The sequence below is a fragment of the Arthrobacter sp. 01N444 genome (genome assembly GCF_056399305.1).
Map to the genome: position 1 here is coordinate 176,755 of NZ_JBFTRB010000003.1, position 12,881 is coordinate 189,635.

General features: G+C 67.9%; 13 protein-coding genes. 9 read left to right on the forward strand and 4 right to left on the reverse strand.

Annotation, left to right across the window (positions count from 1 at the left end; translation table 11 throughout):
* Positions 1–29 precede the first annotated feature (29 nt).
* Together AC1DKN_RS05175 and AC1DKN_RS05180 are read left to right on the forward strand one after the other, a co-directional pair.
* Positions 30–773 (forward strand): DUF5998 family protein, encoded by a 744-nt coding sequence (locus AC1DKN_RS05175; RefSeq protein ID WP_223917079.1) that lies wholly within the window; start codon positions 30–32, stop codon positions 771–773.
* A gap of 67 nt (positions 774–840) precedes the next feature.
* Positions 841–2,067 carry an alkaline phosphatase family protein gene (locus AC1DKN_RS05180; protein ID WP_476870766.1) on the forward strand — a complete coding sequence of 409 codons (1,227 nt, stop codon included), beginning with the start codon at positions 841–843 and terminating at the stop codon, positions 2,065–2,067.
* 121 nt (positions 2,068–2,188) lie between these two features.
* Here the strand turns inward: AC1DKN_RS05180 and sepH are convergent, their stop codons facing one another.
* The gene (gene sepH, locus AC1DKN_RS05185) at positions 2,189–3,616 is read right to left on the reverse strand and encodes a septation protein SepH (RefSeq protein ID WP_476857974.1); all 1,428 of its coding nucleotides are present in this window, start codon (positions 3,614–3,616) and stop codon (positions 2,189–2,191) included.
* 332 nt (positions 3,617–3,948) lie between these two features.
* On the opposite strand from sepH, the gene AC1DKN_RS05190 reads away from it, so the two are divergent.
* Positions 3,949–4,248 carry a DUF4193 domain-containing protein gene (locus tag AC1DKN_RS05190; RefSeq protein WP_018772415.1) on the forward strand — a complete coding sequence of 100 codons (300 nt, stop codon included), beginning with the start codon at positions 3,949–3,951 and terminating at the stop codon, positions 4,246–4,248.
* A 117-nt stretch (positions 4,249–4,365) separates the two neighbouring features.
* On the opposite strand, the gene AC1DKN_RS05195 is transcribed toward AC1DKN_RS05190, so the two are convergent.
* The gene (locus AC1DKN_RS05195; protein WP_230010966.1) at positions 4,366–4,851 is read right to left on the reverse strand and encodes a DUF3093 domain-containing protein; all 486 of its coding nucleotides are present in this window, start codon (positions 4,849–4,851) and stop codon (positions 4,366–4,368) included.
* A 173-nt stretch (positions 4,852–5,024) separates the two neighbouring features.
* On the opposite strand from AC1DKN_RS05195, the gene dut reads away from it, so the two are divergent.
* The 4 genes from dut (at position 5,025) to AC1DKN_RS05215 (ending at position 7,780) form a co-directional block, all read left to right on the forward strand.
* Positions 5,025–5,543 carry a dUTP diphosphatase gene (gene dut / locus AC1DKN_RS05200; protein ID WP_230010969.1) on the forward strand — a complete coding sequence of 173 codons (519 nt, stop codon included), beginning with the start codon at positions 5,025–5,027 and terminating at the stop codon, positions 5,541–5,543.
* Positions 5,544–5,725: 182 nt separating this feature from the next.
* Entirely contained in the window at positions 5,726–6,472 is a 747-nt protein-coding gene (locus AC1DKN_RS05205; RefSeq protein WP_476850469.1) for a DUF3710 domain-containing protein, read from the forward strand.
* A complete protein-coding gene (locus tag AC1DKN_RS05210; RefSeq protein WP_476850470.1) occupies positions 6,465–6,935 on the forward strand; it encodes a hypothetical protein in 471 nt (156 codons plus the stop codon). The genes AC1DKN_RS05205 and AC1DKN_RS05210 overlap by 8 nt, the downstream gene beginning before the upstream one ends.
* Positions 6,932–7,780, forward strand: coding sequence for a DUF3159 domain-containing protein (locus tag AC1DKN_RS05215; RefSeq protein ID WP_476870612.1), 849 nt, complete (start codon positions 6,932–6,934; stop codon positions 7,778–7,780). Before AC1DKN_RS05210 ends, AC1DKN_RS05215 begins: the two co-directional genes overlap by 4 nt.
* A gap of 83 nt (positions 7,781–7,863) precedes the next feature.
* Here the strand turns inward: AC1DKN_RS05215 and AC1DKN_RS05220 are convergent, their stop codons facing one another.
* Both AC1DKN_RS05220 and AC1DKN_RS05225 read right to left on the reverse strand, forming a co-directional pair.
* On the reverse strand, positions 7,864–8,607 hold the full coding sequence (locus AC1DKN_RS05220) for a potassium channel family protein (protein ID WP_018772421.1): 744 nt from the start codon (positions 8,605–8,607) through the stop codon (positions 7,864–7,866).
* A complete protein-coding gene (locus AC1DKN_RS05225) occupies positions 8,608–9,279 on the reverse strand; it encodes a potassium channel family protein (protein ID WP_079553719.1) in 672 nt (223 codons plus the stop codon).
* 154 nt (positions 9,280–9,433) lie between these two features.
* On the opposite strand from AC1DKN_RS05225, the gene AC1DKN_RS05230 reads away from it, so the two are divergent.
* A complete protein-coding gene (locus tag AC1DKN_RS05230; protein WP_476851489.1) occupies positions 9,434–11,410 on the forward strand; it encodes an APC family permease in 1,977 nt (658 codons plus the stop codon).
* Complete coding sequence (locus AC1DKN_RS05235; protein WP_476870613.1) at positions 11,407–12,819, forward strand: class I SAM-dependent RNA methyltransferase; 1,413 nt, start codon at positions 11,407–11,409, stop codon at positions 12,817–12,819. Before AC1DKN_RS05230 ends, AC1DKN_RS05235 begins: the two co-directional genes overlap by 4 nt.
* Positions 12,820–12,881: the final 62 nt, after the last annotated feature.

Consider the following 12,881-nt stretch of genomic DNA (forward strand, 5'->3'; position numbering starts at 1 on the left):
TCCCATGCTGATCTGTGAAAATGGAGACTATGAGCACCCAGCCTCCAGCACCCAAGCCCCTGGCGACCGCCCCCGCACGCCAGACCGCGCACCACCACGGCCTCCATGACCACAGTGCGCAGGGCCAGAGCCTGGAAGGGGCCCTCCAGCAGGCCGGTTTCTACCCCCGGCTCGTGGCCGACGTCGTCGCCGATGCCCTGGATGGCCGCGATTGCGTGGCCCACCTCGTACATCTCGAGACACACTTCGACCGGGCCGAGGTCCGCCGCCACATCACCGTCCTGGTGTTGACCGACGACATGTTGGTCATCACCCATGTCGACGACCAGCAGCTCGACGAGGCCGGCGAGCAGACCGTCGCCCAGGTGTCCACCGAGTCCGTTCCCGTCACCCAGATCCGCTCCGTGGTCTTGAGCTATGTCTACGCCCAGCCGCAGGACTACAAGCCTTCCGACCCTGTCCGCGAGCTGACGTTGTCCATTGCATGGTCCGGCGGCCAGCGCCTCGACATGGGTCCGGCCAGCTGCGGGGACCCGCAGTGCGAGGCCGATCACGGCTACAGCGGCACCATTGCCCAGGAAGACATCGTCCTGCGCATCAGCGCCGAAGCGGACGGCCTGCAGGCCGTACAGGACGCTAAGCTCTTCGCCCGCGCCCTCCGCGCTGTGAACACCGGCTCCGCGGCGCCGGTCCCGCACAACGGGCCCGGGCTGCCGCCCCGACCGCGGATGGGCGTGTTCGGAAACCGCCTCAGCCGCGGCCACCAGCGCTGACATGGCCCATTTCCGTCAGCCTGAGCCCGCCGAAGATCAGCTGCCAGTCCCGGTATTGGCTCCCTCCCTGGCCGCCGGCGCCGCCGCGGCCGTTCCGCTGGCCGCCGGTGCTGGTCCGTCCCCGCTCCCGCCCGCCCCGGCGTTCGGACACCGTTCCATCGCCGAGGTGCTCACCAGCGCCGCCGCCAGCCTGGGAGTCCCGGGGTTTGAGAACAAACTGAACCTTCCGGCCGCCAAACGCGTGTGTGTGGTGCTGGCCGACGGGCTGGGCCGGAACCTGTTGAAGCAGAAGAGCGCCCACACCCCGTTCCTGCGTGCGGTCCAGCAGGCCGGCCAGGGCCAGGTGCCCGTGTCGCTGGACTCGGCGTTCCCGTCCACCACCGCGGCATCCCTCGCCAGCTTCGGCACCGGACTGTCGGCGGGCCAGCACGGCATGGTGGGCTACGACGTCCTGGATCCGGATCAGGACCGGGTAGTGAACATGCTGGGCAACTGGGACGCCGGCGTGGACCCGCGGACGTGGCAGCCGTTCCCCACCGTTTTTGAACGGGCCGCGGAACACGTCGATGTGACGACGGTCAGCCTGCCGCAGTTCAGCACCTCTGCCATGACCGAGGCCGCGCTCCGCGGAGGCCGCTTCCTCACCGGAATCACGTCGCACGCCCGGACCGAAGCGGCCGCCGAGGCCATGGCTGGCGCCGGTCCCTCGCTGATGTACTTCTATGTCAATGAGCTCGACAAGGCCGGGCACCGCCACGGCTGCCAGTCAGCCCAGTGGGAGCACCAGCTGGAAGAACTTGATGCCACGGTGCGCCGGCTCAACGCCACCCTGCCGGCCGGCACCACGGTGCTGCTGACGGCGGACCACGGAATGGTGGACGTGCCCGAATCGCAGCGGATCGACTACTCCGCGGAGCCGGCGCTGCTCGCCGGGGTGCGGCACACCGCCGGAGAGCCGCGCATGGTCCACCTCTACCTGGAGGATAGGACGGACGACGCCGCCCGCGGCCGCCTGCTGGCCAACTGGCGGTCCCGTTTCGGGGACAGAATATGGGCCTTCACCCGTGAGGAAGCGATCGCGGGCGGCCTGTTCGGCGACGTGAGGGCCGAGGCCGCCTTGCGGATTGGCGACGTCATGATCGCGGCCCGGGACGCGCTGGCGCTTTACGATACACGCAGGGTCCGGCCCACTGCCCTTGAGGTCGTGGGCCAGCACGGTTCCCTGACGAAAGCTGAGCGTGAAGTCCCGCTGCTCTATTTCCAGGCCGACGGTAAAAAAGCGCCCCGCGGCTGACGTTCCCAGCCTGAAATTCGGGACTGAAAATCGGGACGGAAATTCCTGCCTGAATTTCCTGCCTGAAATTCGGGACTGAAATTCGGGACTGAAATCCCTGCCGGAAACGCGCACCCGGCTTTTATTGGTCGTTGCGGGTTCCGAAGACGATTTCGTCCCAGCTCGGAACGCTGGAGCGCTTCGGCTTGGCCGGCTGGCGCTCGGGCTGGTCCGTTCCGGCTTCGTTCCGGGCAGCGGCGTGGGACTCGCGGTGCTGCCGCCGGGACGTTCCGCCGCCGATCAATTCATCCAGGCCCGGGCTCGCCGTCGGGCCGCTCTTAGGGGCCGGGCGCAGTTGCGAGGCCGCGATGGTGACTTCCCGGGTCTCGGTGCTGACGCCGTCGTGCAGTTTCAGGGCATCGTCCTCCTCCGGGAGGCGCGGTGCGAGGCTCAGCCGCGAGAGCATCGAGGGCCTGCCGTCGCGCCGTCGCGTGAAGGGGTCGGTTTCCGACGGGGCGGCCGCCTCCACTGCAGGAACGTCCGGCAGACCGGGGTTGATGAGGGCTGGATTGGTCTCGGCCGGGGCGGGATCGTTCTCCGCAGCCGTTTCGGGGATGGCATCCGGTTCCACAGTTGCCGGAAGCCCGGGTGTTTCCGGGACCTCCGAGGGACGGGGGTGGGCAGCGGGGACGCCGGTGGTCAGGAGCGTGGCAAGGGCGTCGTCCGCGTCCTCGTCCACGCCGATTCGCTGGCCGCGGCGGGAACGCAGCATGTCCAGCAGCCCGTCGGCGTCTTGTTCCTGGTGGATCCTGTCCTGCTGGAGCAGCATCTGGTGAATAATGCTGTGCTGGCCGGTCGCTGTGCGGGCGGCGGCCTCGGCATCGGTTTCAAAGTCGAAGGGCCGGTCGGAGACGGCCGTAAGGCGCCGGGTCGGCACGGGGCCTTCGAGCGGCTCAAGTTCGCTCAGCTGCTGGGCCCAGCGGTTGGCGTTTTGCAGGGTCTTCCGGGCGGGGTGGAAGGTCCACAGGGCCGGCGGCTCCTCGCCGATTCCGGCCGGGCCGCCGGGCTTGGGCTCGAAGCGGGCCACCACGTTCCAGCTGCCGTCGGGACGTCGCCAGGAATCCCACTCCAGTGTTGAGGGCTCGACGCCGTAGGCCCTGAGCCGGTGCTCGACCATGTCGCTGAGGGACGCCGGGTTTTCACCGAACACCGATCGGTAGGCGTCGTGGCCCGGGGCGGGGGAGGCGACCTCCACCTTGCGGGCCTGCTGCGCGATGTACTCGCGTTCGGCCAGGACCGGGCCCTCGTAGCGCTGGACTTTCTCCAGCGGAATTCCGGACAGTTCCGCCACTTCGGCGGCGGTGGCCCCGTTGCGAATCCTGGTCTGGATGTCGCGCGGTGACATGGCAATAGGGGGTGCGGCCGCGCTGGACGCGGTCTTCGCCGACGCCCGGCTGGCTGCCACCCGAAGTGCTTCATCGATCGGCAGCTGGAACATCTCGCCGCCGGTGCCACTCAACAGGAGATGCTCTCCGTCGTCGTGGACGCCTACAAGCCGTAGATCCTGCATACAAATCCTCCACCCTGGCATTACTAACAATCGAAACTCTGCCACCAGCCGGACGCATTTCGGGTTAGGACGGCAGGCGCGCCGTGATTTTCCGCGACTTTACGCGACTTTCCGCCGGTTTTTGCCGGTCTGCGGGAGAGAGCGGGGCGAGGAGACCGGTGGGCTCTGGCATTCGGGAGGCGCTTAAGCAAAAATGACCCGACACCGGGCACAAAAACCGCATGTCCGGCGTTACAACGGTGAACCGTTCCCGGAGCCCAGGGTTACCATCCCGGCGGGCCACCCAGGAGCGGCAAATCAATCGAACGAATGCGGAGTGTGAGCAACAAATAATGGCGACTGATTACGATGCGCCGCGTAAGACCGAAGAAGACCTCAGCGAGGATTCGATTGAGGCTCTGAAGGCGCGGCGTACGGAGAAGCCTTCCGCCGTGGTGGATGAAGATGAGTCCGACCTCGCCGAAGGCTACGAACTTCCCGGCGCAGACCTGTCCGGGGAGGAACTGCTGGTCCGGGTCCTGCCCGCCCAGGCTGACGAATTCACGTGTGCCTCCTGCTTCCTCGTCCGCCACCGTTCGCAGATTGCCCGCGAAAAGGACGGCCTTAAGTACTGCAAGGATTGCGAGGGCTAGGCACGCGGCAGCCCTGACCAGGACCCCCGATCCCGGGCCCGCATTTCGGGACCGGGGAGGAGGCGACGTGAGGTGCCCTCTGGGAGTTGGGGAGAGCCGTGCAGGGGGCGGTGGGAACTAAGCGTTGAGCGCGGCGATCAGTTGCTCCGGGTGGCGGCTGGACGCCAGCCAGTACGGCGTGCGGTCCGAGGGGTCCTCGATCTCGATCCGGACCACCGGATCCACCCAGCCGCGGATACACAGGAACGCCAGCCCGTTGAGCCGGGTGCCCCGCTCCGCCGTCGCTTCTTTGCCCCGGAACGCCGTGGCCTTGCCCAGGAATCCGCGTTCAATCGTGGCCCTGCCCACCTTCAGGGTGGTCCTCGTGACCGTGATTGACGGCGTGGACAGGACCAGCAGTATGGAGATGATGACGAAGAGCACGATCGCTGCGGTGATGCCGGCCCAGATGCTGATGGGCGCCAGCATGAGGATCCCGGCGCTGGAGAACCCCGCCGCGACCAGCCAGATCCAGAAGTTCGGCCAAAGCTTCTCGGAGTAAAGGGCAGTGGAGTCGCGCGGGGCGCTCTTCGGGGCAGGCGCGGCTGCGCTGGATTCGGGCATAAGCACAGCTTTTCATCTTTCCCGGGCTATTTCACCTCGGCCCCGCCCGGCTCCAGCCCTGGATCAACCCGGATCAACCCGCATCCACCGTGCACCAGCCCCGCGGGCGGCGTGCCCGGGCAGGCCAGCGGCGGCTAGGACGATGTTCCTTGCGGGCGTTAGAGTGAGGGACTGTGACTGAAGAAAACACCGCCGTCGCCAGTGCCGCACCGACGGCCAGCGACGCAGCCTACGGAACGCCCACCTTGACGGTACAGCTGAAAATGCTCGACGACGGGCTCGAGCCGCCGTCGTACGCGCACCCGGGCGACGCGGGCGCTGACCTCCGCGCCCGCGAGGACGTCGTCCTCGCCCCGGGGGAGCGCCGCCTCGTCCCGACGGGCGTCTCGATTGCGCTCCCGGATGGATTCGTTGCGCTGATCCACCCCCGGTCCGGCCTCGCCACCAAGCACGGACTCACGGTGGTGAACGCCCCGGGGACCGTGGACGCCGGCTACCGCGGTGAAATCGCGGTGACACTGCTCAATACGGACCGGGACGAGGCGATCGAGCTCCGCCGCGGCGATAGAATTGCACAAATGGTCATTCAGCGCGTGGAGTACGCCAGGTTCCTCCCGGTCGAGGAGCTCGACGGCTCCGTCCGCGGCGGGGGAGGCTTCGGTTCCACCGGCGGTTTCGGCGGACCGGCCTGAGCGCAGGCCCCGGCAACGCCACGGGAGCCAACTGCGTTTCTGCAGTGCCGCAGGCACTGCAGCACATGCAGGCAATGATGCACGAAATAAGGAGCCGGCCGCGGGGTAGCGGGCGGCCACGCGGACAGGCGCCAGGACGGCGCCGGGCGGCGGTACAGGATCACAACTGAAGGAGACACCCCATGGTTTTTGGGCGCGGCAGGAAAGCCAAACAGGAGCAGCCGACCGGGGCCGATACGGACCAGAACGCTGTGGCCACGGAAGCTGCTGGTGACGCCGCCGCGACACCGGCCGGGAACGTTGCCGAAACCGCCGGCCGGGCCGCGACCGGCCCCTTCGACGTCGCGGAAATCGAAGACCAGGACGGGTACGTGGACCTCGGTGCGCTGCTGATCGCGCCCCGCGAGGGACTCCAGCTCCGCTTGGAGGTTGAAGAGGCGAGCCAGCGCGTCGTCGCCGTCACTATGGACCTGGAGGGCTCGAGCCTTCAGCTGCAGGCCTTCGCCGCCCCCCGTTCCGAGGGCCTGTGGGATGAAATCCGTGAGCAGATCGGGCAGTCGGTCGGCAGCCAGGGCGGCCAGGTCGAGGAGGTCGAGGGCAGCTTCGGCACCGAACTCGTGGCGAAGCTTCCCGCCGGCGGCGCGGACGGCAGCCAGGGCTACCGCGTGGCCCGCTTCATCGGCGTTGATGGCCCGCGCTGGTTCCTCCGCGGAGTCTTCGGCGGCGAGGCAGCCCTTGACCGCGACGCGGCGGCCGGACTGGAGGGGCTCTTCCGGAAGATCGTCGTGGTCCGCGGCGAGAACCCCATGCCGCCGCGTGACCTGCTGCAGCTGCGCCTGCCAAAGGACACCGCCGCTGCACCGTCGCCGCAGGCGGCCCCCGAATTCGAACAGCCCGAACGCGGACCGGAGATAACCCAGATTGGCTGATGCCGCCGGCAAAAAATCCACCGCCGCCATGTCCGTCCGGGACTTGCCGGACCGCGGGCGGGTGCTGTGCCACGGCTTCATCGAGTCCGTCACGTACGTGCCCGCCAACCAGGTGGCTTCCTTCATTGCGATCCTGATCGATCACGACGTGCCTGCGCCCGTCAGCCGTTTCCCGGGATTTGGTGTCAAAGCCGGCTCCGGTGCCGGGACGGCCAGCAGCCTGCCGGCCAGCACCCTGCCGGCCAGCGGCGTGTCCACCCACCGGGTGCGCCCCGGCGCTCAGCGCCAGCGGCCGGCCGGCCCCAAGGAGCGGCTGCGCGTTGTATGGCTGGGCCGGCGCCGGATCCCTGGCGTCGACGCCGGAACTGAGCTCCGGCTCGAGGGCATGGTCACCATCCGCGACGGGCTGCCCACGATCTTCAACCCACGCTACGAAATACTCTCCCGCCAGGAGGAGCAATGACCTTGCCCGAACACCCCGAGCGGGACCGCCCGGAGCGGCCTCAACAAGACACCGACCGGCACGAGCCGGCGGAATCCGCGGACGGCGGCCGGGACATTTCCGCCCCCGTGACCTCCGAGCCCACAACGGCCCAGCCCACAACCGCCCAGCCCACAACCGCCGCGCCCACCGTCGCCCAGCTTGCCGGGGACTACGCGGCCAAGGCCGGCCTGCACCGGTCGAGCAACGGCAACATCGACGTGCTGAAAAGCGCCGGCGGCATCCAGGGCATCGCCGAGAGCATCCTCCCGGGCCTGGTCTTCCTGATTGCCTTCACCATCGACCGGGAAAACCTAACGATGGCCGTCACGGCCTCCCTGGCGGTGGCCGCCGTCTTCACCGTGGCGCGGCTGGTTCAGCGCAAACCACTGACGCAGGCTCTGGCCGGCTTCATCGGCGTCGGCCTCTCCGCCTGGCTGGCCACCTCGACCGGCAAAGCAGAGAATTTTTACGTCCTGGGGTTCTTCACCAACGTCGGCTACATCCTGGCAATGTCGATCTCTGTGGCCGTGCGCTGGCCGATCGCCGGCCTGCTCTTCGGCTTCATCCGCAACGAGGGCCTGGAATGGCGCAAGGACCCGAAACGGATCAGGGCGTACAGCATCGGCACCTGGGTGATCGTTGCCGTGCTGGTCCTGCGGCTCGTGGTGCAGGTTCCGCTCTACTTCATGGGCGAGCAGGGCCTCGCCGCCCTCGCCACCACCAGGCTCATCATGGGCGCCCCGCTGTACATCCTCGGCATCTGGATTGCCTGGCTGATCACCCGGCCGGCCCCGGTGCCCGCCGCAGCCCCAGAGGCCAACTGACCCGTTGCGCTATCAGATATGGCCGTTCCCAGACTTCGGGAACGGCCATATCTGATAGCGCAACTATTGGGAGCGGAACTGCTCTAGCCGTCGAAGCCGTCGTCCCCGGCCGGCTGGGTGCCGTGGCCGTGCTGGTCCGAGGTCACCGGGTGCTGGTCCTCCAGCGGGGATTCGGGTGCCAGCAGGGCGCGGAGGTCGTCCTCGGCCGCGATCGTGGTGACAAAGAACAGTTCGTCGCCGCCGTCGATCACGTCGTCGCGGCTCGGCGTAATGGGCGCCTGGTCCCGCAGGATCGCGACGAGGGTGGCGTCTTCGGGCCACTGGACATCGCCCACGGTCAGCCCGATCACATGCGAGTCGTGCGGGACCGTGAACTCCACCAGCGAGGACACCCCGGTCTGCAGTGTCAGCAGCCGCACCAGGTCGCCGATCTCCACCGCCTCCTCCACCAGCGCGGTCATCAGCTGCGGGGTGTTGACCGCGACGTCGACGCCCCAGGAGTCGTCGAACATCCAGTCGTTCTTGGGGTTGTTGACCCGGCCGACGGTACGCCCCACGCCGAATTCCGTCTTGGCCAGCAGCGAGACCACCAGGTTGACCTTGTCGTCACCGGTGGCGGAGACCACGACGTCGGCGTCCTCGAGTTTGGCGTCCTGCAGCGTGCTCAGCTCGCAGGCATCACCGACCAGCCAGTGGGCTCCGCGCAGCCCGCTCCGGCCGATCACCTCCGGCTTCTCGTCGATCAGCAGGATTTCGTGCTTGTGGGCCAACAACTCGCGGGCGATCGAGGACCCGACGCTTCCGGCACCGACGATGACGACTTTCACTCAGGACTCCTTGGCGGGGGATTTGGCGAGAATGTGGCCGATCTCGGAGCTCCGGTCCACGTTCAGCATGGCGTGGACAGTGTCGCCGTCCTGATAAGACGTGGCGGCAGCGGGCAGCATGCCCTCACCGAACCGGGTCAGATACGCGATCCGGATGCCGGCCGCCTTCTCGATCGAGGAGATCGGGTGCCCGATCCAGTCGGGGTTGAGGTCAACCTCCGCGAGCACCAGCCGGCCCGAGGGCTCCCGGAAGTCACCGGCGATGTGCTGTTCGGGCAGGATGCGGCGCAGCACCTGGTCGGCGCTCCAGCGGACCGCGGCGACCGTGGGAATGCCGAGGCGCTGGTAGATTTCGGCGCGGCCCGGGTCATAGATCCTGGCCACCACATGGGGCACGTGGAAGGTCTCCCGCGCCACCCGGGTGGCGAGGATGTTGGAGTTGTCGCCGCTGGAAACCGCCGCGAAGGCATAGGCTTCCTCGACGCCGGCGCGCTTCATCGTCTCGCGGTCAAACCCGACCCCCGTGACCTTCCGTCCGGAAAATCCTGTGCGGAGCCGCCGGAAAGCGCGGTCATCCTGGTCGATGATGGCCACCGAATGCCCGGCGTCCTCGAGCGTGTGTGCCAGGGTTGCCCCGACACGGCCACAACCCATGATCACGAAGTGCGCCACATGGGCCTCCTCTTGGTTCTGCGTCTGATACTGCGTAAAACTCTACCGGCCACGCGGTCCCGGAAGGCCACGGGCACGGGGCGCCGGCCGGCGCCCTTGCGCACACCGACTTCGCCGTCATGACATCGCGTCCGAATCAGACTAGCTTTGTGTGGTGCTGACAATTTTCAATGCCGTGAAGCGGGTGCTGGTAGGCAAGCCCTTCCGGAACGACCGTCTGGCCCACACACTCTTGCCGAAGCGGATCGCGCTGCCCATTTTCGCCTCGGATGCATTGTCCTCCGTGGCCTATGCCCCTGACGAAATCCTCCTGACCCTGGCCATCGCCGGCGTGAGCGCTGTCGCCGTCGCCCCGTGGGTGGGCCTTGCCGTCATGGTGGTGCTCCTGACCGTGGTGGCCTCCTACCGCCAGAACGTCCACGCCTACCCCTCCGGCGGCGGCGACTACGAGATCGCCAACGTCAACCTCGGCAAGTTCGCCGGCCTCACCGTCGCCTCGGCGCTCCTGGTCGACTACGTGCTGACCGTGGCCGTGTCCATGTCCTCGGCCGCGACGTACCTGACCACCGCCGTGCCCTCGCTGCACGGACAGCAGGCGGCGATTGCCACGATCGGCGTCATCATCCTGGCCCTCGTGAACCTGCGCGGCATCAAAGAGGCCGGCAGTGTCTTCGCCGTCCCGACCTACATCTTCATGGCCTCCATCCTGGGCATGACCGCCGTCGGGATCTTCCAGGCCGCGACAGGCCAGCTGGGGCAGGCACCGTCGGCGGCGTTCGAGATTGTGCCGGAGCCGGGCTTCGACGAAGGACTTGTCGGCCTGGCCGGCGCGTTCCTGCTGCTGCGTGCCTTCTCCTCCGGCGCCGCGGCCCTGACCGGCGTCGAGGCCATCAGCAATGGTGTGCCCAACTTCCAGAAGCCCAAGAGCAAGAACGCGGCCACCACACTGCTCCTGCTCGGCGTGATTGCCTCCGCCATGCTGGCGGGCATCATCTACCTGGCCAACGCCACCAAGGTGCACATCGTGCTGGACCCGGCGACGGAATTCCTGCTGAACGGCAAACCGCTGGAAGAGGGCTACATCCAGAACCCGGCCATCAGCCAGATCGCGCAGACAGTTTTCGGCGAGGGGTCCATCCCGTTCTACATCGTGGTGGCCGCCACCGGCGTCATCCTGGTGTTCGCCTCCAACACGGCGTTCAACGGTTTTCCGGTGCTCGGCTCGATCCTGGCACAGGACGGCTACCTGCCGCGCCAGCTGCGGACCCGTGGCGACCGGCTGGCCTTCAGCAACGGTGTCCTGGCCCTGGCGGCCGGCGCCCTGGTGCTGATCATCGCCTTCAACGCCGACGTCACAAAGCTCATCCAGCTCTACATCGTGGGCGTCTTCATCTCCTTCACGATGAGCCAGCTGGGCATGATCCGGCACTGGGGACGGGAGCTGAAGCTTTCCAAGGAACCTGCCGTGCGGTTGCGCATCATCAAGTCCCGGACCATAAACACGGTGGGCTTTTGCATGACCGCCCTGGTCTTGGTGATCGTCCTGATCACCAAGTTCTCGCAGGGCGCCTGGATCGCACTGCTGGCCATGTTCGTGCTGTTCCTGATCATGTGGAGCATCCGGGCGCATTATGACAACGTGGCCAAGGAACTCGCCGTGGACGAGGACTCCTCGCCGCGCGCGCTGCCCACCCGGGTGCACGCCGTGCTGCTCGTCTCGCACGTGCGCAAGCCGGTGTTGCGCGCCCTCGCCTACGCCCGGGCCTCCCGCCCGTCGCGGCTGGACGCCATTACCGTGGACATCAGCTCCGAGGAGACCGAGGCGACTGTTGCGGACTGGGAGAAGCTCGAAATCCCTGTGCCGCTGACCGTCCTTGCCAGCCCGTTCCGCGAAACGGTGACTCCGATCATGGACTACATCAAGAGCATGCGCCGGGATTCGCCGCGCGACCTGATCGTGGTCTACATCCCGGAGTACGTCGTGGGCAAATGGTGGGAGCAACTGGTCCACAACCAGACCGCGCTGCGCATCAAAACCCGGCTGCACTTCGAGCCCGGGGTCATGGTGTGCAGTGTGCCGTGGCAGCTGAAATCGTCCGAAGAAGCCAAGAAACTGCAGGATATCCAATGACCCCCGACACCCGGACGCACACCCACACCGAGACCCGCACCGAGCTGACGCTCGACGTCGGACCCGTCGCCCACGGCGGCCACTGTGTGGCCCGGCACGAGGGACGCGTCATCTTCGTCCGGCACGGGATTCCCGGCGAAAAGGTCCGCGTCCGGCTCACCGACGACGGCCCGGCCGCGAAATTCTGGCGCGCCGATGTGGTGGAGGTCCTGGAGGCCTCCCCGGACCGCGTGTCGCACTTCTGGGACCTCGCCGATTCCGCACGTTCCTGGTCGCACCGGCACGCGCCCGTCGGCGGCGCCGAACTCGGCCACATCTCCCTGGCCCGCCAGCGCAGCCTCAAGGCCGAGGTCCTGGCCGAACAACTCAAGCGGCTGGCCGGCGTCGAACTTGCGCCGGCAGAGCAGATCACAGTCGAGGCCGTCGGCGAGGCGGCAGGCGCCGGCGCAGGCGCGCCGGAGGATGCCGGCAGCGCGGGGGAGCCGGCCGCTTCCGGCCTGGGCTGGCGGACGCGCGCCGGCTTCGCCGTGACACAGGCCGGCAAGCTCGGCATGCACGCCCACCGCTCCGATGCCATCCTGCCCGTGCGCGAGATGCCGCTGGCCGTGGACGGAATCAACGCGCTCCGGCTCTGGGACATCGACCTGCAGGGCATCGACCGGATCGAGGTTGCCGCGCCGGCGAACGGCTCCCGGCCGCTGGTGCTGCTGGTGCCAGCCCCGGGAACCCGGTCCAAGCGGCTCAGCGGCATCCTGGCCCAGCTGCCCGACGACGTCTCGGTCGCCAGCCTGGACCCGGCCACCGGCGAGGTGCTGCAGTTGCGCGGCCGCACCTACGTCCAGGAGTCGGCCGCGGGCCACGAGTACCGGGTTACCGGCGACGGCTTCTGGCAGATCCACCGGGATGCCCCAGAGACACTCGTCGGCGCCGTCACCGGCTTCCTGCACGACGGCGGCTACCTCGCGCCGGGCTCGGTGGTGGCGGACCTGTACGCCGGGGCCGGGCTGTTCACGGCACCGCTGGCTGATGCCGTGGGCGTGACCGGATCCGTGCTCTCGGTCGAGGGAGCACCCGGAACCAGCCGCGATGCACGCAAGAACCTGCACGACGCCGCCCAGGTCGAGATCGTCCAGGGCCGTGTGGAGCGCGTGCTGCGGCAGAAACCGCGCAACTTCGACGCCCTGATCCTGGACCCGCCACGCGCAGGTGCCGGTAAGGCGGTAGTCAAACAGCTGATCGACGCCGGTCCCCGGGCCGTCGCCTACGTCTCCTGCGATCCGGCCTCGTTCGCCCGCGACCTGGGCTATTTCCGGCAGGGCGGCTGGGGCCTGGCCGGGCTGCGTGCCTTCGACCTGTACCCGCACACCCACCACATGGAGACTGTGGCGTTGCTGACTCCTCAACCGTGATGCCACTAGGATGGGCGTAGTAGTCCGTCGTCGCGCTCCATCACCGCTGCTTTTAATTTGAC

Bases quoted from the DNA above. Each gene is read 5' to 3' on its own strand.
- AC1DKN_RS05175 (WP_223917079.1), top strand. From the start codon at position 30: ATGAGCACCCAGCCTCCAGCACCCAAGCCCCTGGCGACCGCCCCCGCA.
- sepH (WP_476857974.1), bottom strand. From the start codon at position 3,616: ATGCAGGATCTACGGCTTGTAGGCGTCCACGACGACGGAGAGCATCTC.
- AC1DKN_RS05190 (WP_018772415.1), top strand. From the start codon at position 3,949: ATGGCGACTGATTACGATGCGCCGCGTAAGACCGAAGAAGACCTCAGC.
- AC1DKN_RS05195 (WP_230010966.1), bottom strand. From the start codon at position 4,851: ATGCCCGAATCCAGCGCAGCCGCGCCTGCCCCGAAGAGCGCCCCGCGC.
- AC1DKN_RS05205 (WP_476850469.1), top strand. From the start codon at position 5,726: ATGGTTTTTGGGCGCGGCAGGAAAGCCAAACAGGAGCAGCCGACCGGG.
- AC1DKN_RS05215 (WP_476870612.1), top strand. From the start codon at position 6,932: ATGACCTTGCCCGAACACCCCGAGCGGGACCGCCCGGAGCGGCCTCAA.
- AC1DKN_RS05235 (WP_476870613.1), top strand. From the start codon at position 11,407: ATGACCCCCGACACCCGGACGCACACCCACACCGAGACCCGCACCGAG.